The 25,992-nt window shown below is 59.8% G+C and carries 23 protein-coding genes; 17 read left to right on the top strand and 6 right to left on the bottom strand.

Annotated elements, in window-relative coordinates:
* Positions 1-8 precede the first annotated feature (8 nt).
* Positions 9-1,343 (top strand): NADP-specific glutamate dehydrogenase, encoded by a 1,335-nt coding sequence (gene gdhA / locus E0L37_RS07420; RefSeq protein WP_201303675.1) that lies wholly within the window; start codon positions 9-11, stop codon positions 1,341-1,343.
* A 53-nt stretch (positions 1,344-1,396) separates the two neighbouring features.
* Here gdhA and E0L37_RS07415 read toward each other — a convergent pair whose 3' ends face one another.
* The 3 genes from E0L37_RS07415 to E0L37_RS07405 all read right to left on the bottom strand — a co-directional run bounded on the left by E0L37_RS07415 (position 1,397) and on the right by E0L37_RS07405 (position 4,507).
* The gene (locus E0L37_RS07415) at positions 1,397-2,494 is read right to left on the bottom strand and encodes a glutathione S-transferase (protein WP_133491122.1); all 1,098 of its coding nucleotides are present in this window, start codon (positions 2,492-2,494) and stop codon (positions 1,397-1,399) included.
* Between the two features lie 207 nt (positions 2,495-2,701).
* Positions 2,702-2,905, bottom strand: coding sequence for a cold-shock protein (locus E0L37_RS07410; RefSeq protein ID WP_014996745.1), 204 nt, complete (start codon positions 2,903-2,905; stop codon positions 2,702-2,704).
* Between the two features lie 228 nt (positions 2,906-3,133).
* Positions 3,134-4,507, bottom strand: coding sequence for a wax ester/triacylglycerol synthase family O-acyltransferase (locus E0L37_RS07405; RefSeq protein WP_133491121.1), 1,374 nt, complete (start codon positions 4,505-4,507; stop codon positions 3,134-3,136).
* A gap of 235 nt (positions 4,508-4,742) precedes the next feature.
* Here E0L37_RS07405 and E0L37_RS07400 point away from each other — a divergent pair, with 235 nt between their 5' ends.
* Positions 4,743-7,133: an ExeM/NucH family extracellular endonuclease gene (locus tag E0L37_RS07400; RefSeq protein ID WP_133491120.1), complete on the top strand. Its 2,391-nt coding sequence runs from the start codon at positions 4,743-4,745 to the stop codon at positions 7,131-7,133.
* Positions 7,134-7,240: 107 nt separating this feature from the next.
* Complete coding sequence (locus tag E0L37_RS07395; RefSeq protein ID WP_133491119.1) at positions 7,241-7,849, top strand: HAD family hydrolase; 609 nt, start codon at positions 7,241-7,243, stop codon at positions 7,847-7,849.
* Positions 7,850-7,967: 118 nt separating this feature from the next.
* Here E0L37_RS07395 and E0L37_RS07390 read toward each other — a convergent pair whose 3' ends face one another.
* The 3 genes from E0L37_RS07390 to E0L37_RS07380 form a co-directional block, all read right to left on the bottom strand.
* Positions 7,968-9,782, bottom strand: coding sequence for an acyl-CoA dehydrogenase C-terminal domain-containing protein (locus E0L37_RS07390; RefSeq protein ID WP_133491118.1), 1,815 nt, complete (start codon positions 9,780-9,782; stop codon positions 7,968-7,970).
* Between the two features lie 239 nt (positions 9,783-10,021).
* A complete protein-coding gene (locus E0L37_RS07385; RefSeq protein WP_133491117.1) occupies positions 10,022-10,831 on the bottom strand; it encodes an SDR family oxidoreductase in 810 nt (269 codons plus the stop codon).
* Positions 10,832-11,013: 182 nt separating this feature from the next.
* A complete protein-coding gene (locus E0L37_RS07380; protein ID WP_133491116.1) occupies positions 11,014-12,714 on the bottom strand; it encodes a potassium/proton antiporter in 1,701 nt (566 codons plus the stop codon).
* 158 nt (positions 12,715-12,872) lie between these two features.
* On the opposite strand from E0L37_RS07380, the gene mnmG reads away from it, so the two are divergent.
* From mnmG to glmU, 14 genes are all read left to right on the top strand, one after another.
* Positions 12,873-14,759 (top strand): tRNA uridine-5-carboxymethylaminomethyl(34) synthesis enzyme MnmG, encoded by a 1,887-nt coding sequence (gene mnmG, locus E0L37_RS07375; protein WP_133491115.1) that lies wholly within the window; start codon positions 12,873-12,875, stop codon positions 14,757-14,759.
* Positions 14,756-15,373 (top strand): 16S rRNA (guanine(527)-N(7))-methyltransferase RsmG, encoded by a 618-nt coding sequence (gene rsmG / locus E0L37_RS07370; protein WP_133491114.1) that lies wholly within the window; start codon positions 14,756-14,758, stop codon positions 15,371-15,373. The genes mnmG and rsmG overlap by 4 nt, the downstream gene beginning before the upstream one ends.
* 27 nt (positions 15,374-15,400) lie before the next feature.
* On the top strand, positions 15,401-16,213 hold the full coding sequence (locus E0L37_RS07365; RefSeq protein ID WP_133491113.1) for a ParA family protein: 813 nt from the start codon (positions 15,401-15,403) through the stop codon (positions 16,211-16,213).
* A 71-nt stretch (positions 16,214-16,284) separates the two neighbouring features.
* Positions 16,285-17,208 (top strand): ParB/RepB/Spo0J family partition protein, encoded by a 924-nt coding sequence (locus E0L37_RS07360; RefSeq protein WP_133491112.1) that lies wholly within the window; start codon positions 16,285-16,287, stop codon positions 17,206-17,208.
* A 247-nt stretch (positions 17,209-17,455) separates the two neighbouring features.
* Positions 17,456-17,899: an ATP synthase subunit I gene (locus E0L37_RS07355; RefSeq protein ID WP_236563930.1), complete on the top strand. Its 444-nt coding sequence runs from the start codon at positions 17,456-17,458 to the stop codon at positions 17,897-17,899.
* Positions 17,900-17,911: 12 nt separating this feature from the next.
* Positions 17,912-18,820, top strand: coding sequence for a F0F1 ATP synthase subunit A (gene atpB / locus E0L37_RS07350; RefSeq protein WP_133491111.1), 909 nt, complete (start codon positions 17,912-17,914; stop codon positions 18,818-18,820).
* A gap of 43 nt (positions 18,821-18,863) precedes the next feature.
* Positions 18,864-19,091: a F0F1 ATP synthase subunit C gene (gene atpE / locus E0L37_RS07345; RefSeq protein WP_014996732.1), complete on the top strand. Its 228-nt coding sequence runs from the start codon at positions 18,864-18,866 to the stop codon at positions 19,089-19,091.
* A gap of 35 nt (positions 19,092-19,126) precedes the next feature.
* Positions 19,127-19,597 (top strand): F0F1 ATP synthase subunit B, encoded by a 471-nt coding sequence (locus tag E0L37_RS07340; RefSeq protein ID WP_022997367.1) that lies wholly within the window; start codon positions 19,127-19,129, stop codon positions 19,595-19,597.
* Between the two features lie 15 nt (positions 19,598-19,612).
* A complete protein-coding gene (locus E0L37_RS07335) occupies positions 19,613-20,149 on the top strand; it encodes a F0F1 ATP synthase subunit delta (RefSeq protein ID WP_133491110.1) in 537 nt (178 codons plus the stop codon).
* A 16-nt stretch (positions 20,150-20,165) separates the two neighbouring features.
* The gene (gene atpA / locus E0L37_RS07330; protein WP_133491109.1) at positions 20,166-21,710 is read left to right on the top strand and encodes a F0F1 ATP synthase subunit alpha; all 1,545 of its coding nucleotides are present in this window, start codon (positions 20,166-20,168) and stop codon (positions 21,708-21,710) included.
* Positions 21,711-21,733: 23 nt separating this feature from the next.
* Positions 21,734-22,594 (top strand): F0F1 ATP synthase subunit gamma, encoded by an 861-nt coding sequence (gene atpG, locus E0L37_RS07325; protein ID WP_022997364.1) that lies wholly within the window; start codon positions 21,734-21,736, stop codon positions 22,592-22,594.
* Between the two features lie 59 nt (positions 22,595-22,653).
* Positions 22,654-24,039, top strand: coding sequence for a F0F1 ATP synthase subunit beta (atpD, locus tag E0L37_RS07320; RefSeq protein ID WP_133491108.1), 1,386 nt, complete (start codon positions 22,654-22,656; stop codon positions 24,037-24,039).
* Between the two features lie 21 nt (positions 24,040-24,060).
* On the top strand, positions 24,061-24,486 hold the full coding sequence (locus tag E0L37_RS07315; protein WP_133491107.1) for a F0F1 ATP synthase subunit epsilon: 426 nt from the start codon (positions 24,061-24,063) through the stop codon (positions 24,484-24,486).
* A gap of 128 nt (positions 24,487-24,614) precedes the next feature.
* A complete protein-coding gene (gene glmU, locus E0L37_RS07310; protein ID WP_133491106.1) occupies positions 24,615-25,982 on the top strand; it encodes a bifunctional UDP-N-acetylglucosamine diphosphorylase/glucosamine-1-phosphate N-acetyltransferase GlmU in 1,368 nt (455 codons plus the stop codon).
* Positions 25,983-25,992 lie beyond the last annotated feature (10 nt).

Below are 25,992 nucleotides of genomic sequence, written 5' to 3'. Positions count from 1 at the left end.
CTTTGACTATAGACATCGATACCCTGATCAATGGACTGCGGGAAAAAGATCCCCATCAAACCTACTTCCACCAGGCGGCCGGTGGTCTGCTTGAAGGGCTGGCGCCGTTCCTGCGGAACCAGCCCCGCTACGCGGATCCGAGTTTGTTCGCGCGCCTGCTGGAGCCGGAGCGGGTGATCATTTTCCGTGTACCCTGGGTGGATGATCAGGGGAGGGTGCAGGTGAACCGTGGCTTCCGTGTGCAAATGAACGGTTCTCTCGGCCCTTATAAAGGCGGATTGCGCTTCCATCCGTCGGTGAATCTCGATGTCCTGCGTTTCCTGGCTCTGGAACAGACCATCAAGAATGCATTAACCGACCTGCCCCTGGGATCCGGTAAAGGGGGGGCGGATTTTGATCCCCATGGCCGTTCCGATGGCGAGATCATGCGATTCTGTCAGGCCTTTATGGCGGAACTGTTCGATCATATCGGTTCCGACGTCGACGTCCCGGCCGGAGATATTGGTGTCGGAGCCCGGGAAATCGGCTACTTGTTTGGTATGTACCGGAAACTGAACCGCTCCCACGACAGCGGTGCCATCACCGGCAAATCGCCGGTCTTCGGCGGCAGCCTGCTGCGCACCGAAGCCACCGGCTATGGGTTGGTGTATTTCCTTCAATACATGCTTCAGGAACAGCAAGAGTCCCTGGAGGGGCGGCGGATAGCGGTGTCCGGCGCTGGTAACGTGGCTCGCTACGCGGCGGAGAAAGCGTTGGCGGAAGGCGCCACGGTCATCACTTTGTCCGATTCCCGTGGTGCCTTGCATGCTCCCAACGGGCTGACTCAGGAACATCTGGAGACTCTTGATCGGCTCCAGGAGGAAGGTGGTCGTCTCCATCAACTGCCGGAACACCACGATGGTCTGACCTACGAAAGCGGCATCAAGCCCTGGCGGTTCCCCTGTGACATTGCCTTGCCCTGCGCCACCCAGAATGAACTGGATGAACAGGACGCCCGTGTTCTGGTGGAAAACGGCTGCCGCTGGGTGGCGGAGGGCGCCAATATGCCCACCACCACGGAGGCGATTGCCCATTTAGTGAGCCACGGTGTCGGTTACGGACCCGGCAAGGCCGCCAACGCCGGCGGTGTGGCGGTAAGCGGTCTGGAGATGAGTCAAAACAGCCTGCGTCATCCCTGGAGCCGTGAAGAAGTGGACCGGCGTTTGCACGACATCATGTCGCGCATCCACCATAAGTGCCTGGAGTATGGTGGCCAGGGCAAGCGCCCGGATTATGTCCAGGGGGCCAGTGTGGCCGGCTTCGTGCGGGTGGCGGAGGCGATGCTGCGCCAGGGCGTGGTCTGATCCGCTAAAGGCAGGGCTGTCGCCGCTTGTACGGACGAGCGATTCGGCGGCCCTCAACTCCCGGCTGGTCGCACGGACAATTTGTCCCGGGCCAGTCTTGGCGGGTCTGGAAACTCAATCAAGGCGTCGGCGCCAATCGAACGTAAAAAGGCATCGGCCTGTTCCCGGGCCGCCGGCTCCATTCCCTTCAGGTGATCGCGAATCCGCTGCACCATCCACAGACTGTAGGGGCGCAGGATTCTTTCTCCGTGGCGGCCTTCCAGTTCAAACCCGTGCTTCCCGAGGGTTCGGGGCAGAGGCTCGCCGGGATGTTCCACCATCCAGGCGCTGACCTTGCCGGCGGCGTCCACCAAAGGCGGCAACTGTTCCCGGGCCATACGGCGCAGAACCGGCAGCAGCGTGGCGGGAATGTCATCGCCGTCGTCCAGCGGCTGCCTCAATCGCCGTGGCTGAAACTGCAGCTCCTCCACCCAGCGTGTCACGTTCGGCGCCAGCCCACGCATTAGCTTGCCAGGTGTGGGATCGCGGTAGAGATGGGCATAGAGCGGGCCAATCAGACCAAAGTCGGCCATGGTGGCCTGGTCCCCAAGCAGCGCCGGTGACGAGGCGAAATGGGCATCCAGCTCCGCCAGTAGCGCTTCATAGGCACGTTCCACCGCGGCCATCATGTCCGGCGTGGCGCCCAATAGTGATGCGGCGTTGGAGAAAGGCGTGGCCAGCTTGCTACCAATTTTGTACTGTTCTTCGGCGGAGGCCCGGGGCGCGTTGAGAGCGCCGAATTCGCCCATTGCCCATTCGCGATCATAGTGCCAGCGGTAGTGCATGGCCGGAATCACCAGCCATTCATCCCCGTAGGTTTCCAGCATCAGAGCGACCAGCTTGCGAATCGGAGTGGCGGGATAGACGGAAGGCGGGCTGGTGGCGCGGTCCTGGTCCAGGGTATCAATGATGACTGTGGTGTCTTGCAGGATCTCGCCGCTTTGGGTGCGCAGTACCGGAATCACCGGCACGCCCACGGACGGGAGAATGATCTGTCTGTAAACGTCGGCACTGGCGATCACTTCCTCGAACGGAAGATCCGCCCAGCGCAGGTAGGCGCGGACTTTGCCAGTGAAGTAGCTGACTTCACCGCCATACAGGGTAATCGTCATGGTCTCTGTCCGGCTTTGTCGATTGTCGTTGTTATACAGAGGGGCGTGGCAGGGCCGTCAAGTTGCCGCGGCGGACAGGTTGTCCGGAGCAAAGGAGAGATTGGAAAACAAAAAAGAAGAATCCGACGGTCCGGCTTTTGCCGTCGCCTTGAGTCCTTAATATGAAAACCCCGCGCGAGGCGGGGCTTTCCAGCGTACTAAGAAGCCTTAGCCGGCTTCTACGTTAGCTGCCTGAGGACCTTTCGGGCCCTGCTGGATATCGAAGGAAACTTTCTGACCTTCAGCCAGGGTACGGAACCCGGAGCCTTGGATCGCGCTGAAGTGAACGAATACGTCCGCACCACCGTCGTCCTGGGAGATGAAACCGAACCCTTTGGACTCGTTGAACCATTTAACGGTACCAGTAGCCATGTGAATCTATACCTCAAAACTTTACATAGGGTTTTGCTTGCAAACCGGAGGAGGGTGTTCGGAGACTTCTCAGCTTCGCGCGGGGGAAGGCAACTACCAAAACAAACCACCACTGCCTGAATCTGCAGCCCTTCCGACTCTACTCCCCTTTTCCAGCCGGCACCACTGATTTTTTTGTAACCGTGATCCCTGGCGGGAAGGCGGTTGGCGGCGGCGCCATGTTGGTTTCTATTTGAAACCGGCGGCGATCTCCAGTTCTCGCACGGAATTTTCCAGATAATCCAGCAGGCGCTGCATGGAAGGCAGGGTCCGGCGGCAGGCGATCAGGCCGAATTCCAACTGATCCTGGTAACTGGTCAAGGTGATGTTGAGGGCGATCCGGTCCAGCACCACCGATACCGGGTACATGCCGCGCAGGCGGGCGCCGTTCCAATACAACGGCTCCCGTGGCCCGGGGACATTGGAGATAATTACATTGAACGCGCGCCACTTTGGTGCAAGACCGGTGAGCAGGTTGAGACCGGTGGGGGCCATGCTCAAGGCGGTGAAATTGAGAATTTCCTCCGGGCTCATTTGAGCGAAGCGCCGTTTGGCGTCTTTTACCGAGGCCTGGACGATACGGAGGCGATTGGCCGGATCACACACATGGGTGCCCAGATTGGCCAGAATCAAGCCGATCTGATTGCCGCCCGCGCTGTCGTCCTTACGCAAGGAGAGTGGCACCATGGCGATCAGCGGCTGGTCCGGCAGGGCGTTCTGGCCGATCAGATATTCACGCAATGCATGGCCGCACATGCTCAATACCAGATCGTTGATGGTGCAATTGAAGGTGCCGGCCAGCTTGCGCAGACGTGACAAGGGAAAGCTTTGCGCGGCGAAACGACGGGAGCCGGTAATGCACTGATTCAGCATGGTGTCCGGCGCCTGAAAGATGGAAACGTAGTTCGGATCGGTCTTGGCTTTCTGGCTGACCTTGTACAGTTCCCGCGCCAGCGCCGGCACCGTGGCCACCTGCTTGCTCACACCGGCGGTCAGGCGTGCCAGGCTGCTCATGGCGTCCACCGGATTGCTGGGCAGAGAGCGTTGTTTTTTCTCGGGTTTATAGGCCCACACTGGCGGCAGGTCCCGCTCATGCGGATCCTTGGACAGCGCCCGCATGCCCATGCGCATAGCGGAGATACCATCGACCACGGAGTGGTGCACCTTGGTGTAGAGGGCAAACTGGCGTCCGCGAATCCCTTCGATCAGATGGGCCTCCCACAGCGGCCGTTCCCGGTCCAGCAGGTTGGAGTGTTCGGCGGACACCAGTGACAACAGTTCACGAATTCGGCCCGGTTTGGGCAGCGCCTCGTGGCGGAAGTGGTGATCGATGTCGAACTGCTTGTCCTCGGTCCAGAAATACTGGCCGAAACGGCGGGTCAGACGCTGATTGAACGGGGGCTCGGGGCAGCAATAGTCGCGGATCGACTGGGCCAGTTCGCTAACGTACTTGGGCCCGGCATCCTCGGGAAACGAGAACAACTGCAACCCGGCCACGTGCATGGGTTGCTGGCGCTTCTCCAGCCACAGAAAGAGCTGGTCCACGGGACTCAGTGATTTCATGCCATCCCCTTTTTGTTATGCCAGGGCCGTCTGAAGGCGCGGTGATACCACATGGAAACTCGGATCGTTACTAAAAAGATAGTGCCTTAAAACCCGTGATGGATGCGATGCCCAAACCAAAGCGATGTGATGCCCGGTGGGCCAATGAGGAAAATGCAATAATCCTGCCATGCCAATGCCATGGGATGGTAATCGATTCCCCACAGGCTGTAGCAAATTTGTGTGGGAGCGCTAAATGAAACGCCTTTTTCTTAGCCTTGCCGGCGTGCTGGTGGCTCACGCCGCCCCAGCGGATCTGTTGATTAGTGAGTATGTGGAAGGCAGTTCCAATAACAAAGCCCTGGAACTGCACAATATTGGCGAAACCATACTCAATCTGGCTGATTACAAGCTGGAACTTTATTCCAATGGCAATAGCAGTCCCAATGCCTCCATGACCCTGAATGGAAGCCTGGAGCCGGGAGCCGTGTGGGTGATCGCCAATAGCGGAGCCGACCATGATGTGCTGGCTTTGGCGGATGAGACGAGCAACTCGGTGGTGAACCACAATGGTGACGATGCCTTTGTTCTGCGCCGGGACGGAGTCGTGGTGGACAGCTTCGGCCGTGTCGGCGAGGACCCCGGAGAGGCCTGGACCAGCGGTGACGTCACCACCAAGGACCGCACGCTGAGACGTCGGGAAACCGTGACCACCGGGGATACCGTCATCGACGACGCCTTCAACCCGGCGGACCAATGGGCTGTTTTCAGTCAGAATGATTTCAGCGGTCTGGGCCTGCCCGGACAAGAGGGAACGGAGGAAGAAGAACCTCCGATGGTGGAACTGGGCAGCTGCGGCGATCCCGCCACCCTGATCTCGCAAATCCAGGGACAGGGAGAGGCCTCCCCTCTGGATGGTGAGGCGCATGTGGTGGAAGCGGTGGTCACCGGAGTCTTCCCGGACCTCAGTGGCTTCTTTGTGATCGAGGAAGACAGCGACCGTGACGGGAATGACCTGACCTCCGAAGGTCTGTTCGTCTATACCGGAAACAATGAGGTTTCGGTGCAGGCGGGCAATCAGGTCCGCGTCAGTGGCGCCATCAGTGAGTACTACGGTCAGACCCAGATTGCCTGGAACGAGGGTGCGGTGTGCGCCGATCAGCTGGCGGTGGCACCGGTGACACTGACCCTGCCGTTGACCGCGCCGGATCAGTTGGAAGCCCTGGAAAGCATGTGGGTAGTGAGCGATCAAACCCTGACGGTGAGCGAAGTCTATGATCTGGCCCGCTACGGTTCGGTGATGCTCAGCCACGGTCGCCGCATGATCCCCACCCACGCGGCCGAACCCGGAGAAGCCGCGGACGCGGTGGCCGAAATCAACGCCCTCAACCGGATCCTGCTGGACGATGGCAGCAATGACGAGAATCCCGCGACGGTGATTTATCCCGACGGCGGCCTGTCCGCCACCAATACCCTGCGGGTCGGGGACACCATTACCGGATTGGAAGGCATTGTCAGCTACGGCTTCAATGACTGGCGCATCCAGCCGATATTGGTACAGATCGAAGCCTCAAACCCGCGTCCGCAGCCGCCAGCGCGCACCGCTGGCAGCAACCTGCGGGTGGCTGCGTTCAACGTACTGAACTTCTTCAACGGTGACGGCAATGGCGGCGGGTTTGATGATCCAGACTACCGGGGCGCCAATAATCCAGCCGAATTCGAACGGCAAAAAGCGAAGATTCTTACCGCCCTGTCACAGCTGGACGCCGACGTCATCGGCCTGATGGAAATCGAGAACGACGGCTACGGAACCGACGCCGCCATCGCCGAACTGACGGAGGCTTTGGGAACGTCCTGGGCCTTTGTTGACCCGGGGCTGGAGCGGCTGGGCACCGATGTCATCGCCGTTGGTTTGCTCTACCGCACCGATGTGGTGGAGCCGGTGGGCCAGCCGGCCACGCTCGAAGGCGGGCCTTTCACCGACAAAAGCCGGCAACCGCTGGCGATGAGCTTCCGCCATCTCAACAGCGGGGAAGTGGTCACGGTGTCGGTGAACCATCTCAAGTCCAAGGGCAGCTGTCCCGACGACAGTAGCGACAATGCCGAACACGGCCAGGGTTGCTGGAACCCGCTACGCACCGAGTCCGCGCGGATGCTTTCCGACTGGCTGGCGAACAACCCCACCGGATTGCAGGAAGCCGCCGCCGGCACGCTGATCATTGGTGACCTCAACGCCTACGCCAAGGAAGATCCGATCCGCGCGCTGGAACAAGCGGGTTACCAGAACCTGCTGGCTCGCTTTAACGACGATGACGCTTACAGCTATATCTATAAGGGTGAAACCGGCTACCTGGACCACGCTCTGGCGGACGCAGGGCTGGAGAGTGCGATCCTCGGTGCCGGCGAATGGCACATCAATGCGGACGAACCGCGAGCCCTGGACTACAACACCGAGTACAAGAGCGACGATCAGATCGGCAGCTTCTACGCCGCCGACGCCTACCGCGCCAGCGATCATGACCCGGTGTGGGTGGACCTGGCCCTGGACGGTGATGAGGATGATTCCGGCAGTTCAGGCGGCGGTGCCCTGGGTGGCGTGATCACCCTGGCGTTGCTGGCGGGCCTGCGCCGTCGGGTACGCCGTTGAAGGACGATGGTATCGGTCGCTTTACAGTGCCGTCCTGGGTGCCAATAATCCGACATGGTGTGATGTCGGATTATTGCGGATCCGTTCTTCGTGGAGAGGCCGCTGTTATGACCGGGGGACCGTTCGAGGCGGTATTGTTCGATCTGGACGGGACCTTGGTGGATACCCGGCTGGATTTCGCTGCTTTGCGGCGTGAACTGGGGTTTCCGGAGGGCGTCGGCGTGCTTGAGCATCTGGCGACCCTGGAAGACCCGGAGCAGGCAGCTTGGGCGAGTACGGTGATTGATCGCCATGAAATGAAAGGGGCGGCCGCTGCCACCTGGATCGACGGCGCCCAATCCCTGCTTGATACCCTTCATCGCCGTGGCGTGCCCACGGCCATTCTCACCCGTAACAGCCGGGCGGCGGTAGCACGGACCAATGAGTTATTGGGGTTGCCGGTGGACCTGATTCTGACTCGCGAGGATTGCGCGCCGAAGCCGGATCCCGAGGGGTTGTTGTTGCTTGCCGAGCGTCTCGGATTGCGACCAGCGACCACGGTGTATGTCGGGGACTTCGTCTTCGATCTCCAGGCCGCCCGCGATGCCGGTATGGCATCGGGGTTGTTGCGCAATGGAAAGAATCGGCATTTCGAGGACCAGGCGGATCTGGTGCTGAATCATCTGGGCGAGGTGCTGTACTGGCTGCACTCCGGCAATGATGCAAATGGCGAGTAACGCCGCACGGAAAGGCCATCACCGTTCTTTTCTGTATTGAAGAGGGCCGCTCCCACAGGTACAGCACAAGTTGCCTGTGGGAGCGGTCGATCGACCGCGCTCAATGCTGCGGGATCGCTTACTCGTAATCGAACGAGAAGTGCTCCGCGCTCATCTGCATGGTGCTGCGGGTGGGTTTGAGTGCCGCGTCGGCGTGGCCTTTGGCGGCGGGCAGCAGACGCTCGAAGTAGAACTCCGCGGTGGCGAGCTTGGCTTTGTAGAATTCCGCCGGCTCGTTACCGCCATGCTCCAGTTTGTCTCGGGCGGTGGCCGCCTGCAGAGCCCAGAAGTACGCCATCATGGCGTAGCCGGAATACATCAGGTAGTCGTAACTGGCGGTGGAGACGATGTCCCGGTCCTTGGTGGCGGCCAGCATGATGCGGGTGGTCAGATAGTTCCACTCGGCGGCGATTTTGAGCAGCTTCCAGGCGTAGGGGCGTAGTTTGGCGTCCTTGAGGTTTTGCCGCCCGAAGTCCACCAGATTCTTGGAGAAGCTACGCACACATTTGCCACGGCTGGTCAGCAGCACCTTGCGGCCGAGCAGGTCCAGTGCCTGGATGCCGGTGGTGCCTTCGTACAAGGTGGCAATGCGCGCGTCGCGGGCGATCTGCTCAATGCCGTGTTCCTTGATATAGCCGTGGCCGCCGAATACCTGCATGGCTTCGTTGGCGGCCTCCAGGCCTTTTTCAGTGAGGAAGCCTTTCAGGATCGGGGTGAGGAAGCCCAGCTCGCTATCCCACTTACCGTACTTCTTCTGATCGTTTTCCAACATGCCGGCGATCATGTGGTCCGCGTACATGGCGGTGAAGTATGCCATGGCACGGCCGCCTTCGGCGTAGGCTTTCTGCTTGAGCAGCATGCGACGCACGTCGCCATGATGAATCAGGGCATCAGCGACTTGTTCCGGATCCTTTTTGCCGGACAGGGCGCGCATGGAGCGACGCTCCTTGGCGTAGGGCAGGGACGCCTGATAGGCGCGTTCGGCGTGGGCCACACCTTGAATCGCGGTGCCGACACGGGCGCTGTTCATGAAGGTGAACATGCACTCCAGGCCCTGATTGGGCGGGCCGATCAGGAACCCGGTGGCCTGGTCAAAATTCATCACGCAGGTAGCCGAGGCCTTAATGCCCATTTTTTTCTCCAGGGCACCACAGCTCACGCCGTTGTCCTCGCCGATCTGACCCGGCAGGTACTTGGGTACGATGAACAGAGAAATACCCTTGGTGCCGGCGGGGGCGTCCGGCAGGCGCGCCAGTACAATGTGGACGATGTTCTCGGTGAGATCGTGGTCACCGGAGGAGATGAAAATCTTGGTGCCGGTGATTTTATAGGAACCGTTTTCCCCGGGTTCGGCCTTGGTTTTAACTTGCCCGAGGTCGGTGCCGCATTGCGGCTCGGTCAGGCACATGGTGCCGGCCCAGGTGCCTTCGGTCAGCCTGGTCAGATAGGTCTCTTTCTGCTCATCGGTGCCGTGCATCTGGATCGTGTTCATCGCTCCCAGGGACAGGCCCGGGTACATGGCGAAGGACCAGTTGGCGGTGCCGAGCATCTCATGCTTGATCAGGCCCAGGGACATGGGCAGGCCCTGGCCGCCGTATTCCACCGGATGGCTCAGGCCTTGCCAGCCGCCGGCGACGAATTCGCTATAGGCCTCGGGATAGCCCTTCGGCGTGAACACCTGCCCGTTTTCAAGGCGGCAGCCTTCCTCGTCGCCGCTCTGATACAGCGGGGCGACGGTGTTCTCGCACAGCTTGGCCATTTCCGACAGGATCGCTTCGACCATGTCCGGGGTGGCTTCTTCCCCGTTGGGCAGCGTCTTGTAGTGGCTTTCAAAATCAAACACTTCATTCATCAAAAAGCGCGTATCGCGCAGGGGAGCCTTGTAACTCGGCATAAACACACCTTCGGTTGGCAAACGGGCCGGATGCCGCATTGTTGGCGAACAGTCGTTGACAGACATTGACGGGAAGGCGTGTAGGGGTCGGCTTTAGGGTAAATAGGCGGGAAATTCCGAGGAAACGTTTATGCACAATATTATTTGCATGCCCTGCGCCTGAACACCGCTTCGCTGGCAAGCCAGCTTCCCGCGGAGGTAACTACGAAGCCGCTGTGGGAAGCTGGCTTGCCAGCGAATCAGTCCCGTTTACCCTTCCAGCTGTACATGGAAGTGGAAACGCCGGTGTATTTGGCTACCTGATCCCAGAGGCGGCGGGGCAGCACGCCTTTGAGCAGTTCCACGGACCGGGCCATGGGGGGCTCGATCACGAAGGGCTCACCAGTGGCGATACCCTTGAGAATGCTGGAAACCACCTTGTCCGGTGTCAGCATGGGGGAGAACAGGGGGGTTTTAACCCCTTTGAACATACCGGTGGCGATGTAGCTGGGGCAGACCGTGGTAACTTTCACATTACGCAGGCCGCGTTCGGCCAGTTCCAGGCGTAACGATTCAGAGAAACCCACCACCGCCCATTTGCTGGCGGCATAGCTGCTGCCGTAGGGCAGGCCGATGAAGGCGGAGGCGCTGGCGATATTCACCAGATGGCCGCGCGGTGCCTGTATCAGATCGTCAAGAAAAGCATGGGTGCAAGCCATCAGCCCTTCGCTGTTGACCTTGAAGGTCTGCAAATGCTGATCCAGAGAGACTTTCTCGAATTCGCCGCCGAACACCACGCCGGCATTGTTGATCAGCATGGTCAGCGGCCCGACTTCCTCATGGATCTTGTCGCGCAAGGTCGCGATCGAGCCGATCTTTCCCACATCCAGGGTATAGGCATGGGCGGTGCCGCCAGCGTTGACGATATGTTTCACCACCTCGCGGGCGGCGTCGATGCGGCGGGCGGTGACAATCACTTCCGCGCCACGGCCGGCCATCCGTTCCGCCATCAGCCGTCCAATGCCGGCCCCGGCGCCGGTGATCAAAACCCGGTGTCCTGAAAATCGCATCGAATCCCTCCAGGGTTTTTGCTCGCTTAAACGCCGATTCGCTGCCAGGGCGGCTTGCCACAGCGGCTCCGTAGCTCCCTCTGTGGGAAGCTGCCTTGGCAGCGATGACAGAGTGAATTCATACCTTCAAGCCCAATAGTTGGCCGCTACCATGGATTCAGTGCTCAAGCGCCCCGTACTATTTATTGCGGCAGTTTGATCCCCGCCATGATTACCCGCCCTTTTTCCACGGTGCGGGCACGCAGTCTCAAGCCGCCCAGTTTAAGGGTGTCGCCCACCACCGCATGTTGGCCGAAACGATCCTCGAAGGCCGCTTCCACGGTCATGCCTTTCAGGCGCTCCTCCAGCTCATGGATACCGTATGCCGCCACCAACTGATCCACCGGTACGCTGCCGCGCACGATGAAGTCGCCGAAATAGCGCCTCTCCGCCACGGTGATCTTGTGGCACATGTCCGACAGATAGTCCTGCTCGCTCAACGGCGCCAGCCAACTGACCATGTCTCCGGCTTCGATCTGTGGATCCTCGGACAAGTTGAGGAACGCCTTGTCCCGAATGATCAGCACCGGAGTGATGCGCTGGGTGGTGATGGTGCCAAGCCGCTGCCCCTGGGCCTTGGCGCCTTCTTCCACCTCGAACTGCATCAGATAGCGGTTGGCGGAATGCGCCATGGGCACCATCTGTTTCGGCGACGCCGTCGCCGGTACCGAGACTTTCAACAATCGTGCCATGTAACGCAGGCTGGCTCCCTGGGCCAACAGCGAGATCAACACCACCACCAGGGTGATATCAAACAGCAGACGGGTTTCACCCACGCCGGCCAACAGCGGGAACACCGCCAGAACGATAGGTACCGCCCCGCGCAGGCCGGTCCAGGCGATGAACAGTTTCTCACGCCAGGTGAAGATAAAGGGGATCAGGCTCACCCACACCGACACTGGCCGTGCCACCAGCATCAGGAACAAGGCCACCATCAGGGCCGGCAGCAGGTGCTGGCCCAGCTCCGATGGCGTGATCAGCAGACCCAGCATCAGAAACATGCCGGATTGGGCCAGCCAGGCCATGCTGTCCATGGAGCGCAACACGTTGTCCCCGGTACCGCCACGCCGGTTACCGGTGACCAGGCCGGTGAGATAAATCGCCAGGAAGCCGCTGCCGCCGGCAAGGTTGGTGAGTGCGAACACCATGGCGCCGCCGCTGCACAGCAGCAAGGCGTGCAGACCCTCGTTACTGCGCACCCGCAGCAGGATTTCGCTGAGTACCGCGCCCAGCCCCAGTCCGATGATCGCGCCCAGGCCAAACTGCTGGATCAGGGTCAGGATCATGTTGAAACCAAAGGTGGCGTCCGGCTCCACCAGCACACCCACCAGCATCAGGGTGATGAAGATGGCCATCGGGTCGTTGAGACCGGATTCGATCTCCAGGGTGCTGGCCACCCGCTCATTGATGTTGACCCCGGCGCCTTTGATCACACTGAATACCGCCGCCGCGTCGGTGGAGCCGATAATGCCGCCCAGCAGCAGCCCCAGGCGCCAGTCCACGCCCATCAGCCAGGTGGTGAAGGCGCCGACCAGGGCGGCGGAGATGGCCACACCGAGGCTGGCCAGAGTCAGCGCCGGCTTCAGAGCCAGGCGAAAGGTGTCCATGCGGGTGCGCAGGCCGCCGTCCATGAGGATGACCGCCAGGGCGATGTTACTGATGACGTAAGCGGTGGAGAGGTCGTCGAATTGGATACCGCCGATGCCGTCCTCACCGGCGGCCATCCCCACCAGCAGGAACATCAACAGGGACGGCACGCCGATGCGGGTGCTCAGAGAGCCCAAAAGCAGCCCGATGAACATCAGCCCGGTGCCGATCAGCAGATACAGATTCAACGAATCCAAATGCACTCCTGGAATATAAAGGAGAATGGTAGGTCTGGTTCATCATAACAGACCGGTGGGCCTTTCATTTAATTCCCACGGCACTATACTAGCGCGCCCGGACTGATCATATTTTGCACAGCCCTGCATGGGCACGGCATTCTGAGCGAGACACTTCCATGGATTTTCCACAGCGATTTGGCGTGATCGTGATTGGCGGTGGCCACGCCGGCACCGAGGCGGCGCTGGCGGCGGCGCGCATGGGCGTGGAAACCCTGTTGCTCACCCATAATATCGAGACTCTGGGTCAGATGAGTTGCAATCCCGCCATTGGCGGCATTGGCAAGAGCCATCTGGTACGGGAAATCGATGCCCTGGGTGGGGCCATGGCCCGTGCCACCGATCAGGCCGGCATCCAGTTCCGGGTGCTCAATGCCCGCAAGGGACCGGCGGTTCGCGCCACTCGTGCCCAGGCCGACCGTATCCTTTATAAAGCCGCTATCCGCCATGCTCTGGAAAATCAGCCGCATCTCACCTTGTTCCAGCAGGCCGCCGATGATCTGATCGTCGAGCAGGGCCGCTGTGTGGGGGTGGTCACCAACATGGGGCTGCGTTTCCATGCCGATGCCGTGGTGCTGACCGCCGGGACCTTTCTTGGTGGGGTCATCCATGTTGGGATGGAGAATCACCAGGGTGGCCGGGCCGGTGATCAGCCTTCCAATGCCCTGGCCCGCCGGTTGCGCGAGTTGCCGTTCCGTGTCGACCGGTTAAAAACCGGCACGCCACCGCGAATTGACGGCCGTAGCGTGGATTTCTCCATTATGGAGGAACAATGGGGTGACACTCCGACCCCGGTGATGAGCTATCTGGGCCGGGTGGAGGATCATCCGCGCCAGGTGTGTTGTCATGTCACCCATACCAACGAGCGTACCCACGAGATCATTCGTTCCGGCTTCGATCGCAGCCCGATGTTCGCCGGCGTCATCGAAGGCGTGGGCCCGCGTTACTGCCCGTCCGTGGAAGACAAGGTCAACCGCTATCCGGACAAGACCAGCCACCAGGTGTTCGTGGAGCCGGAAGGGCTGAACACCCATGAGCTTTACCCCAACGGCATTTCCACCAGTCTGCCGTTCGATATCCAGCTGGCGGCGGTACGTTCGATCCGTGGCTTCGAAAATGCCCACATCACCCGGCCGGGCTACGCCATCGAGTACGATTTCTTCAATCCCCAGGATCTCAAGCACAGCCTGGAGACCAAGCACATGCCGGGGCTGTTCTTCGCCGGCCAGATCAATGGCACCACCGGTTATGAAGAGGCGGGCGCCCAGGGCTTGCTGGCGGGTCTGAACGCGGCGCTGATGAGCCAGGAGAAAGCGCCATGGACGCCGCGCCGGGACGAAGCGTACCTGGGCGTGCTGGTGGACGATCTGATCACCATGGGCACCCGCGAGCCGTACCGTATGTTCACCAGCCGTGCCGAGTACCGCCTGTTGCTGCGGGAGGACAACGCCGACCTGCGTCTGACCGGGAAAGGTCGTGAGCTGGGGCTGGTGGATGATGAGCGCTGGGCCGCCTACAACGACAAACGTGAAGGGATGGCCCGCGAGCAGGCGCGTCTGAGCGCCACCTGGGTGCGTCCGGGAACGGCGGCGGCGGACAAGGTCAATGCCCTGGTGGATAAGCCGCTGCCCCATGAATACAGCCTGTTGGATCTGCTCAAGCGCCCGGAAATCGACTACCACGCCCTGGTTGATGCGGCGGGCCTGGAACCGGAAACGCCGCCGGTGGTGGAGCAGATGGAAATCCTCGCCAAGTACGCCGGTTACATCGACCGCCAGGAAGCGGAGATTGCCCGGCTGCGCGCCGCCGAGCATCAGCGCGTGCCCGTGGACTTCGATTTCGGCCAGGTGCAGGGGCTGTCCAATGAGGTCAAGCAGAAGCTCGCCGAGGTCCGGCCGGAGACCATCGGCCAGGCTGGCCGTATCCCTGGCGTGACGCCGGCGGCTATTTCCCTGTTGCTGATCTACCTGAAAAAGCACCAGCATCGGGCGGCCCGCCAGGCATGACCGAAGACCAACAGCGGTTGGCGCAAGGGCTGGCCGAGCTGAATATCGACCTGGACCGGGAGCAGCAGGAGCGTCTGTTGCTCTACCGGGATCTGCTGGTGCGGTGGAATCGCGCTTACAATCTTACCGCCGTGCGTGATCCGGCCGAGATGGTCACCCGCCACCTGCTCGATTCCCTGGCGGTGCTCCCCCATGTGGAACCAGTGGATACGCTGGATGTGGGCACGGGCGCCGGCCTGCCGGGCATTCCGCTGGCCCTGGCCCGCCCGGACCAGTCCTTCGTGCTGCTGGACAGCAATGGCAAGAAACTCCGTTTCATTCGCCAGGCGCGACGGGAACTGGGTTTGCATAACGTGGAGGTTGTGCACGCCCGCGTGGAACAGTACCGTAAGGCTCCATCACAGATTATCAGCCGCGCTTTCGCCGCCTTGCCGGACATGCTGGAGTTGCTCGGACCCCTGATGCAGGGGGATGTCCGGTTATTGGCGATGAAGGCCGCCGCCGCCAATCAGGAGATGGCTGCCCTGCCGGCCTGCTGGCGGGTGCAGCGCGAAACCCTGAGCGTGCCCGGTCTGGCGGAATCGAGGGTGTTGTTGATCGTGCATCGCCAATGATGCGCGTCGCCAATGAGAGGGAGCGTCGTGACCACCGTTTTTGCCATTGCCAACCAAAAGGGCGGGGTCGGCAAGACCACCAGTAGCGTCAATCTGGCGGCCTCCTTGGCGGCCACCCGCAAGAAGGTGCTGTTGGTGGATATCGATCCGCAGGGGAATGCCACCAGCGGCGCCGGCGTCGACAAGTACGAACCGGAGTACACCATTTTGGATGTGCTGCTCGGCGAAGCCGGGATGGCCGATGCGGTGGTGATTACGCCGGAACAATCCGGTTTTGATCTGGTCGCCGCCAACGGTGATCTGACCGCCGCGGAAGTGCAGCTGCTGGAACTGGATAGTAAAGAGTACCGGTTACGCGATGCCCTGGCCGCAATCCGCGAGCGCTATGACTACATCATCATCGATTGCCCGCCGTCGCTGAATATGCTGACGGTGAACTCCCTGGCGGCGGCGGATTCCGTGATCGTGCCGATCCAGTGCGAGTACTATGCGTTGGAGGGGCTGACCTCATTGATGAACACCATCGAGAAGATTCGCTCGGTACTGAACCCGAAGCTGCATATCGGTGGCCTGTTGCGGACCATGTATGATCCGCGCAACAGCCTGTCCAATGACGTTTCCAATCAGCTGATCAGCCACTTCGGCGACAAGGTTTACCGCACCATCATTCCGCGTAATGTGCGTTTGGCGGAGGCGCCCAGCCACGGCGCGCCGGTGATCACCTATGACCCCAAATCCCGGGGTGCGGTAAGCTATCTGGCGCTGGCCGGTGAAATCCTGCGGCGCGAGCAGACGGTGGCATCGGCGGCACCCTCCCAGCAGCCCCCCGAGACGCCGTGAAGGCGGTGACGTCGGGCGATAATCTCCGGTGGCGGAATGTCACCGTAACCGAACATGAGCGAGTTTGAATCATGGCGGCAAAGCGTAAACGCGGTCTCAGCAAAGGACTCGATGCCCTGCTCAGCACCAGTGCGAGCTATCAGCAACATCAGGAAGAAGTCGCCGTCGGCGCCGCCGCCGGTCCCGCCGAGCCTGCTCAGGAACAACGTCCGCCCCGCGATGGCGAACTGCGCCATCTGCCAGTGGAGTTCATGCAGCGCGGCCGTTACCAGCCCCGCAAGGACATGTCCGCCGATGCGCTGGAGGAACTGGCGGAATCGATCCGGGCCCAGGGTGTGATGCAGCCGATCGTGGTACGTCCGCTGGGCGAGAACCGTTACGAGATTATCGCCGGTGAGCGCCGCTGGCGTGCCGCGCAGATGGCGGAGTTGGAAGCCATTCCCGCGGTGATCCGTGATGTGCCGGACGAAGCCGCCATCGCCATGGCGCTGATCGAGAATATCCAGCGGGAAAACCTCAATCCCATGGAAGAAGCGCTGGCGTTGTCCCGGCTCAAGGACGAATTCGGGCTGACCCACCAGCAGGTGGCCGATGCCGTGGGCAAATCCCGGGCCATGGTCACCAACCTGCTGCGCCTGATGACACTGGAACCGGACGTGAAGAAGTTGCTTGAGCACGGTGACCTGGAAATGGGGCACGCCCGGGCGCTGTTGGCGCTGGGCGGCGACAAGCAGGTGGAAGCGGCCCGCGTGGTGGTGGCCAAGGGACTCTCCGTGCGCCAGACCGAAGTGCTGGTGCGGGAATTCGAGAAGCAGAAGCCGGCCAAGCCGGCACCGAAACGGGAAGACCCCAACGTTCGTTCCCTGATTACCGATCTGTCGGATCGTCTCGGCGCGCCAGTGCAAATCCAGCAGGGCTCAGGAGGAAAAGGCAAGCTGGTGATCAGCTATAACAATCTGGACGAACTTGACGGCATTCTGTCCCATATCAAGTAGCTTGACGTTTACCGAAAAAAGGAGGAGGCTTTATTCGTCCTGGGTGGATACGAATAAAGCCTATTTGTATACAAAAGAGCAACCGTCTGTTTTTGGGGCTCTTTTTTATCAAATTGGGCCAAACTATCGCGCTCAGCCGGTTGATACCAGATAGCCTTCCCCATATACTTCCCGCGCCAAGATCAGGGGGTACCCGCGACCTTCGCCTGGTGGATCGTGTTTTTCACCAGCAGCCAAACACGGGAGCATGGTGATCAGTTTCGACTTACGAGCCCGCAGAACCTTGTTCTGGGGCTTGATGCGCGCCCAAATCATCACTTTGATGATTGTCGCCATACTGACCACGGTGCTGGCGGATGTCACCGCGGGCTTGTTCGCAGCCTGGGGTTCGGCCATCAGCCTGATCGCATACGCCTGGGGTGGCTACCAGGTATGGCTTCACCCGGGCAATATCAAGCCCGACCGCATGGCGGGTGCCGCCATTCGGGGCGAAGCCGGAAAAGTTTTGATAATGCTCGCGCTCTTCGGGCTGACCTTCGCCGAAGTGCGGCTTTCGCGCGAGTTCAGGAATGTAACGGTCCTGCTTCTGGGGTTTCTGCTGACGCAGATTGTCGGATGGATTCAGGTGATGCGCCTGGATCGTCGCCTGGGAGCGGAGCGGGACGGGCAAGACGACCAGACTGACGATTAGGTAGGTATCGATATGGCAGCGAGCTCCACCGGCGAGTATATCAAGCACCATTTGGGCAACCTTACCTATGGCCAATTGCCCGCCGGCTATGAACGTACCTGCCATGGTCATGAGCAGACGCTGACCGAATCCACCTGGACCTTCGCCTGTAACGGCCAGGAAGCTGTCGATATGGGCTTCATGGCGTTTCATGTGGATTCTCTGGCCTGGTCCGGAGGTCTCGGTATCCTGATGTGTCTTCTGTTCTGGCTGGGTGCCCGCAAAGCCAGCGCCGGCGTACCGTCCGGTTTCATGAATTTCGTCGAAGTCATCATCGGTTTCATCGATACTCAGGTGCGTGACTCTTTCCACGGCAAGAGCAAACTGATCGCCCCGCTTTCCCTGGTGATCTTCTGCTGGGTCTTCCTGATGAACCTGATGGACCTGATCCCGGTGGATTTTGTTCCCAAGACCTTCGAATGGGTAATGGTGACCTTCGCCGGTTGGGACGCGCATGAAGCTTACTTCAAGATCGTGCCGACCACGGACCCGAACATCACGCTGTCCATGTCGATCACGGTGTTTTTCCTGATTATTTTCTACAGCCTGAGATCAAAGGGCCTCGGTGGCTTCATCGGTGAACTGGCCCTGCACCCCTTCAACGCGCCGAACAAGCTGGCCATGGTGATCCTGATCCCGATCAACCTGGTACTGGAAACCGTATCCCTGCTGGCTAAGCCTGTTTCCCTGGGCATGCGGCTGTTCGGCAACATGTACGCTGGCGAATTCGTCTTTATTCTTGCCGCCGCCATGCTGGGTACCTGGCAGGCGGTGGGTGCCTGGCCCTGGGCCGTGTTCCACATTCTGGTTATCACGCTGCAGGCCTTCATCTTCATGGTGTTGACCATTGTTTATCTGAGCATGGCCACCGAAGAGCACTAAGCACTGTTTTTACCTTAACTGAAAAGCACTTAACGGGAGTGTAATGATGGAAGATATCAACCTTCTCGCTGCTGGCATCATGGCTGGCCTGGCCGCACTGGGCGCCGGTATCGGCTTTGGTCTGATGGGCGGTCGGTTCCTGGAATCCGTTGCGCGTCAACCCGAGCTGGGCCCGATGCTGCAAACCCGCATGTTCATCATCGCTGGTCTGTTGGACGCCGTGCCGATTATCGCAGTGGTACTGGGTATGTATCTGATGTTCGCGGCCTAAATCGATTGCTGCCGCACCCGATTTAAGGAGGCGCAATGAATATCAACCTGACACTGATCGGCCAGGCCATCTGGTTCGCTCTGTTCGTCGCCTTCTGCATGAAGTTCGTCTGGCCGCCCATTTCACGGGCGCTGGAAGAACGAAAACAGAAGATCGCCGAAGGCCTGAGTGCCGCTGATCGCGCCGAGCGTGATCTGGAACTGGCCCAGGAAAAAGCGACGGCTAATCTCAAGGAAGCAAAAGAGAAAGCGGCCGAAATCATTGAGCAGGCCAACCGTCGAGCAAATCAGATTGTGGAAGAAGCGAAAGATCAGGCCCGCACCGAAGGTGAGCGTCTGATTGCCAAAGCCCAGTCTGAGATTGAACAGGAAGTCAATCAGGCTCGCGAGCAGCTGCGTAAGGAAGTGTCCGCGCTGGCGTTGAACGGTGCCGAGAAAGTCCTCGGTGGCGAAATCAACCGCGACACTCACAAGCAGCTTCTGGACCAGTTGGCGGCTGAACTCTGAGTAAACGGGTAAACCATGGCTGAATTGACCACCATCGCACGCCCCTACGCCAAAGCGGCTTTTTTGTACGCTAAGGAAGCAGGGGTCCTGGACAAGTGGGAACAGATGCTGACCACGATGGCGGCTGTGGCGCAGGACGCCACCATGCACGCCTTTCTGGATCGGCCCCAACTGGACGACGCCGCTAAAGTCGACGCTTTTGCCCAGGTTTGCGGCGATGTGTTGGACCAAAGCGGCCGTAACTTCATTGCCCAACTGGCGCGTTACAAGCGCCTGTCGCTTCTGCCGCTGATTTTGGCGTTGTTCCACGAACTGCTGGCCGAACAGCAAGCGTTCACGGATGTGGAACTCATCTCCGCTTACGAGATGGAAGACGCCGATATCAGCCGACTGGTCGATGCTCTGAAAAGACGTCTCGGCGGCGAAGTGAAAATCAGCACTTCCGTGGACCCCGCCCTGATTGGCGGCGTGCTGGTTCGAGCCGGTGATACCGTAATTGATGGCAGTGTGCGTGGCCGACTGAACCGTCTGGCAGAGCAACTGAACTCTTGAGTTTGAGGGACTAGAGATGCAGCAACTCAACCCGTCCGAAATCAGCGAGATTATCAAGTCCCGCATTGAAAAACTTGATACCTCCACCGAGGCACGCAACGAAGGTACGGTGGTATCCGTATCCGATGGTATTGTGCGCATTCATGGTCTTGCCGACGTGATGTTCGGTGAGATGATCGAGTTTGAAGGCGGCATCTACGGCATGGCCCTTAACCTTGAGCAGGACTCTGTCGGTGCCGTGGTCCTGGGTGACTACCTGGGTTTGGCCGAAGGCCAGAAGGTCCGTTGTACCGGCCGTATTCTGGAAGTGCCCACTGGTCCGGAACTGCTGGGTCGCGTGGTGGATGCCCTGGGTAACCCGATCGATGGCAAGGGCCCGATCAATGCAGCCCAGACCGACGCGGTGGAAAAAGTAGCTCCCGGCGTTATCTGGCGGAAAGAGGTGAACGAACCGGTGCAGACCGGTTATAAGTCCATCGACTCCATGGTGCCGATTGGCCGTGGTCAGCGTGAGCTGATCATCGGTGACCGTCAGATTGGTAAGACCGCTGTGGCGGTTGATGCCATCATCAACCAGAGAGACTCCGGCGTCCGCTGTGTCTATGTGGCGGTTGGTCAGAAGCAGTCCACCATCGCCAACGTGGTGCGCAAACTGGAAGAACACGGAGCGATGCAAAACACCATCGTGGTGGCGGCTTCCGCCTCCGATCCGGCTTCCATGCAATTCCTGGCGCCGTTCGCCGGTTGTGCCATGGGCGAGTACTTCCGTGATCGCGGTGAAGATGCCCTGATCGTCTATGATGACCTGACCAAGCAAGCCTGGGCGTATCGTCAGATCTCCCTGCTGCTGCGTCGTCCGCCGGGTCGTGAAGCTTATCCTGGTGACGTGTTCTACCTGCACTCCCGTCTGCTGGAGCGCGCCGCCAAGGTAAACGAAGAATACGTGGAAAAATTCACCAACGGTGAAGTGAAAGGCAAGACCGGGTCTCTGACCGCGCTGCCGATCATTGAAACCCAGGGTGGTGACGTTTCCGCGTTCGTACCGACCAACGTGATTTCCATCACCGACGGTCAGATCTTCCTGGAAACCGACCTGTTCAACTCCGGCATCCGTCCGGCGATGAACGCCGGTGTGTCCGTATCCCGTGTGGGCGGCGCGGCCCAGACCAAGATCATCAAGAAGCTGGGCGGCGGTATTCGTCTGGCACTGGCTCAGTATCGTGAACTGGCGGCTTTCGCCCAGTTCGCTTCCGACCTGGACGACGCTACCCGCGAGCAGCTGGAGCATGGTCAGGCGGTTACCGAGCTGATGAAACAAAACCAGTACAGCCCGATGAGCATCGCCGAAATGGGCGTGGTGCTGTACGCCGCCAACGAAGGCTACCTGAAAGGTATCGAAGTCGAGAAAATCGGCGCCTTTGAAGCGGCTCTGCTGGACTATATGAACAGCGAACAGAAAGCGTTGATGGACAGAATCAACGAGAAGGGTGACTACAACGACGAAATCGAAGCCGGCATCAAAGAAGGCATCGAACAGTTCAAGGCCACCCAAACCTGGTAATTCGCTAAAAAAGGATTAGTCCTATGGCTAGCGGTAAAGAGATCAAAGGCAAGATCTCTAGCGTCCAGAGCACGAAGAAGATCACCCGTGCAATGGAGATGGTGGCGGCCAGCAAAATGCGCAAGGCGCAGGACCGCATGGCTGCCAGCAAGCCCTACGCCACCCGCATTCGTCAGGTGGTGGCGCATCTTGCCAACGCTGATCTGGAATACCGGCACACCTACCTGCAAGAGCGGGAAGTGAAAAGCGTGGGCTACATCGTGGTGACCTCTGATCGGGGTTTGTGCGGTGGCCTGAACGTGAACCTGCTCAAGAAAGTGGTGCAGGGCGCCCGTGAATGGCAGGAGCAAGGTGCCAAGGTGAGCTATTGCCTGGTGGGTTCCAAGGGGATCAGCTTCTTCAAGAGCATGGGCGGTGACGTGCAAGCCACCGTCAACGGTCTGGGCGATACCCCGCATCTGGAAGACCTGGTGGGCTCCATCAAGGTCATGCTGGAAGCCTATGAGTCCGGTGAGATCGACCGTCTGTACATCATGTACAACGAATTCGTGAACACCATGACCCAGCAGGCCAAGCAGATCCAGTTGTTGCCGCTGGAGCCGGGCGACGATGAAGAGCTCAAACGCCATTGGGACTACATCTATGAGCCGGCGCCCAAGGAGCTGCTTGATGAACTGCTGGTGCGGTTCATCGAGTCCCAGGTATACCAGGGTGTGGTAGAGAACAATGCCTGCGAACAGGCGGCGCGGATGGTGGCGATGAAGGCGGCCAGTGATAACGCCGGTGACATCATTCGTGATCTGCAACTGGTGTACAACAAAGCGCGCCAGGCAGCCATTACGCAGGAAATTTCCGAAATCGTTGGTGGTGCCGCCGCGGTATAACGGCTTGGCGACAATACCGGTAAACGCGGCGAAAAACGCAAGTTTAAGAGGATGCAAGCATGAGTAGCGGTCGTATTGTTCAGATCATCGGTGCTGTGATCGACGTCGAATTTCCGCGCGATAATGTACCCAAGGTGTATGACGCGCTCACCGTGGACGGCACCGAAACCACGCTGGAAGTTCAACAGCAGTTGGGCGACGGTGTGGTGCGCTCCATCGCCATGGGCTCCACCGAAGGTCTGAAACGGGGTCTACCCGTGACCGATACCGGAGAAGCGATTCAGGTTCCGGTCGGCACCAAGACCCTGGGCCGGATCATGGACGTGCTGGGGCGCCCCATCGACGAGGCGGGCCCGATCGGTGAAGAGGAGCGCATGCCCATTCACCGTAAAGCACCTACTTATGCGGATCAGGCAGCCACCAACGAACTGCTGGAAACCGGTATCAAGGTTATCGACCTGGTTTGCCCCTTCGCCAAGGGCGGCAAGGTCGGCCTGTTCGGCGGTGCCGGCGTGGGCAAGACCGTGAACATGATGGAACTGATCCGGAACATCGCTATCGAGCACTCCGGTTTCTCCGTGTTCGCCGGTGTGGGGGAGCGTACCCGTGAAGGTAACGACTTCTACCACGAAATGAAGGACTCCAACGTTCTCGACAAAGTATCCCTGGTTTACGGTCAGATGAACGAGCCGCCGGGTAACCGTCTGCGTGTGGCACTGACTGGTCTGACCATGGCCGAGAAGTTCCGTGACGAAGGTCGCGACGTGCTGTTCTTCGTCGATAACATCTACCGTTACACGCTGGCCGGTACCGAGGTATCCGCACTGCTGGGCCGGATGCCCTCCGCGGTGGGTTACCAGCCGACTCTGGCGGAAGAGATGGGCGTTCTGCAGGAACGGATCACCTCCACCAAGACCGGTTCCATCACCTCCGTGCAGGCGGTATACGTGCCCGCGGATGACTTGACCGACCCGTCTCCGGCCACCACCTTCGCCCACTTGGACGCGACCGTGGTACTTAGCCGTGACATCGCCTCCAAGGGTATTTACCCGGCGATCGATCCGCTGGACTCCACCTCCCGTCAGCTGGATCCGCTGGTGATCGGTCACGAGCACTACGAAGCCGCCCGTGGCGTGCAGACAGTGCTGCAGCGCTACAAGGAGCTCAAGGACATCATCGCCATTCTGGGGATGGACGAACTGTCCGAGGAAGACAAGCTCACCGTGGCCCGGGCCCGTAAGATCGAGCGTTTCCTGTCTCAACCGTTCTTCGTGGCGGAAGTGTTTACCGGCTCTCCGGGTAAATATGTATCCCTGAAGGATACTATTCGCTCCTTTACCGGTATCCTGAAGGGCGACTATGACCATATCCCCGAGCAGGACTTCTACATGAAGGGGTCCATCGACGAAGTTGTAGAGGCATACAACAGTCGCGGTGGCAAATAACCTGCACGGGGAGGAACCGAAATGGCGATGACCGTGCATTGCGATATTGTAAGCGCTGAAAGACAGCTCTTCTCCGGTCTGGTGGAGATGGTGGTAGCGGCGGGTATCGAAGGTGACCTGGGTGTTCTACCCGGCCACGCTCCGTTGCTGACCCGCCTCAAGCCAGGCCCGGTGAGAGTGAAGCTGCAGAACGGTGAGGAAGAAGTGTTCTACGTGTCCGGTGGCTTCCTGGAAGTCCAGCCGAAATTGGTGACGGTGCTGGCCGACACCGCCGAGCGCGCCCAGGATATGGACGGTGCCCAGGCGGAGCAAGCCAGACAGCGTGCCAAGGAAGCGCTGGAAGGGAAGAACTCGGAAATGGATTACACGCGTGCCGCCGCTGTTCTGGCGGAGGCCTCAGCCCGCCTGCGGACCATTGAGCAGATCAAGAAAATGGCCAAGCGCTGACGCTTGCGTTGGCACCATTTTCAAAGAGATGTAAAAAAGGGTGGCCCTGTGCCGCCCTTTTTTTATTTGCAATGGTCGAGGGATAGGATAAATACCCTTTCGACCCTGTTATGGAGCCCGGAACAGACATGAACCTAGCGGTAGTGATCCTTGCCGCGGGTAAAGGAACCCGCATGAAGTCCGCCCTCCCCAAAGTGCTTCACGGCATCGCCGGGCGGCCGATGGTACAGCATGTTGTCGACGCGGCGGCGGCACTTGACCCGTTGAATACCGTGCTGGTGTATGGCCACGGTGGCGAGAAGGTGCGCGAAGCGGTGCAGGGAACCAATCTGCGCTGGGCGGAACAAGCCGAACAGCTCGGTACTGGCCATGCCGTGGCCCAGGCGCTGCCTTATTTGGAAGAGGACGTGGTATTGGTCCTCTACGGCGACGTTCCGCTGATCCGCCCGGAAACCCTGCGGGAGTTTGTCGCCCGGGTGAACGACCGGACCCTGGCGTTGATGACCCTGACCATGGATGACCCTTCCGGTTACGGACGTATCGTTCGTGGCGAGGACGGTAAGGTGCGGCGTATTGTTGAGCAAAAAGACGCCAGCGAAGACGAAAAACGCATCTCGGAGATCAACACCGGTATCCTCGCCTGTACCCGCCAGTTTCTGGCGGAAAGTCTGCCGGCGCTGTCCAACAACAACGCTCAGGGCGAATATTACCTGACCGACCTGATCGCCATGGCGGTGGAGAAGGGAATGATGGTGGAAGCCGCCCAACCCGCTTTTCCGTGGGAAGTGGATGGCGTCAATGACCGCGTGCAGCTGGCGCGGCTGGAACGGGTCTATCAACTGAACCAGGCCGAGGCGCTGATGCGTGCCGGCGTCACGCTGATGGACCCGGCCCGTCTTGACGTGCGCGGTGATGTTCAAGTGGCCGGTGACGTGATGATGGATGTCAACGTGGTCCTGGAAGGCAAGGTCACCATCGAGCCCGGCGTGCGTATCGGCCCCAATTGTTTGATTCGGGATGCCCATCTCGGCGCTCACACCGTGGTGGAAGCCAACTCCGTCATCGACGGCGCACGGGTGGGTGAGCATTGCCAGGTGGGGCCGTTTGCCCGCCTGCGCCCGGGCACGGAACTGGCGGCCAAAGCGAAGGTCGGGAATTTCGTCGAGACCAAGAAAGCGGCCATCGGCGAAGGGTCGAAGGTAAATCACCTGACCTACATCGGTGACAGCCGGATCGGCAAAGGCGTGAATGTCGGCGCGGGTACCATTACCTGCAATTATGACGGCGTTAACAAATACCAAACGATCATGAAGGATGGCGCATTCATCGGCTCCAATTCTTCACTGGTCGCGCCGGTCACCATTGGCGAAAATGCCACCATCGGCGCGGGCAGCACCATTACCCGGGATGTGGAAGACAACGCTCTGGCAGTGGCGCGCGGTAAACAGCGCAACATTATGGATTGGCAGCGTCCTGTAAAAAAACAGGATCAGTGAAGCAAGGAGT

Source organism: Alcanivorax sp. 24, from assembly GCF_004360225.1.
Lineage (GTDB): Bacteria > Pseudomonadota > Gammaproteobacteria > Pseudomonadales > Alcanivoracaceae > Alloalcanivorax > Alloalcanivorax xiamenensis.
Note: the sequence above shows the minus strand (reverse complement) of the source record. Positions and strands in the feature narration are given on the sequence as shown.

Bases quoted from the DNA above. Each gene is read 5' to 3' on its own strand.
- E0L37_RS07385 (WP_133491117.1), bottom strand. From the start codon at position 10,831: ATGCGATTTTCAGGACACCGGGTTTTGATCACCGGCGCCGGGGCCGGC.
- E0L37_RS07415 (WP_133491122.1), bottom strand. From the start codon at position 2,494: ATGACGATTACCCTGTATGGCGGTGAAGTCAGCTACTTCACTGGCAAA.
- mnmG (WP_133491115.1), top strand. From the start codon at position 12,873: ATGGATTTTCCACAGCGATTTGGCGTGATCGTGATTGGCGGTGGCCAC.
- E0L37_RS07405 (WP_133491121.1), bottom strand. From the start codon at position 4,507: ATGAAATCACTGAGTCCCGTGGACCAGCTCTTTCTGTGGCTGGAGAAG.
- atpD (WP_133491108.1), top strand. From the start codon at position 22,654: ATGAGTAGCGGTCGTATTGTTCAGATCATCGGTGCTGTGATCGACGTC.
- E0L37_RS07335 (WP_133491110.1), top strand. From the start codon at position 19,613: ATGGCTGAATTGACCACCATCGCACGCCCCTACGCCAAAGCGGCTTTT.
- rsmG (WP_133491114.1), top strand. From the start codon at position 14,756: ATGACCGAAGACCAACAGCGGTTGGCGCAAGGGCTGGCCGAGCTGAAT.
- E0L37_RS07390 (WP_133491118.1), bottom strand. From the start codon at position 9,782: ATGCCGAGTTACAAGGCTCCCCTGCGCGATACGCGCTTTTTGATGAAT.
- atpG (WP_022997364.1), top strand. From the start codon at position 21,734: ATGGCTAGCGGTAAAGAGATCAAAGGCAAGATCTCTAGCGTCCAGAGC.
- E0L37_RS07360 (WP_133491112.1), top strand. From the start codon at position 16,285: ATGGCGGCAAAGCGTAAACGCGGTCTCAGCAAAGGACTCGATGCCCTG.
- atpE (WP_014996732.1), top strand. From the start codon at position 18,864: ATGATGGAAGATATCAACCTTCTCGCTGCTGGCATCATGGCTGGCCTG.
- atpA (WP_133491109.1), top strand. From the start codon at position 20,166: ATGCAGCAACTCAACCCGTCCGAAATCAGCGAGATTATCAAGTCCCGC.
- E0L37_RS07395 (WP_133491119.1), top strand. From the start codon at position 7,241: ATGACCGGGGGACCGTTCGAGGCGGTATTGTTCGATCTGGACGGGACC.
- E0L37_RS07400 (WP_133491120.1), top strand. From the start codon at position 4,743: ATGAAACGCCTTTTTCTTAGCCTTGCCGGCGTGCTGGTGGCTCACGCC.
- E0L37_RS07340 (WP_022997367.1), top strand. From the start codon at position 19,127: ATGAATATCAACCTGACACTGATCGGCCAGGCCATCTGGTTCGCTCTG.
- E0L37_RS07410 (WP_014996745.1), bottom strand. From the start codon at position 2,905: ATGGCTACTGGTACCGTTAAATGGTTCAACGAGTCCAAAGGGTTCGGT.
- glmU (WP_133491106.1), top strand. From the start codon at position 24,615: ATGAACCTAGCGGTAGTGATCCTTGCCGCGGGTAAAGGAACCCGCATG.
- E0L37_RS07355 (WP_236563930.1), top strand. From the start codon at position 17,456: ATGGTGATCAGTTTCGACTTACGAGCCCGCAGAACCTTGTTCTGGGGC.
- atpB (WP_133491111.1), top strand. From the start codon at position 17,912: ATGGCAGCGAGCTCCACCGGCGAGTATATCAAGCACCATTTGGGCAAC.
- E0L37_RS07315 (WP_133491107.1), top strand. From the start codon at position 24,061: ATGGCGATGACCGTGCATTGCGATATTGTAAGCGCTGAAAGACAGCTC.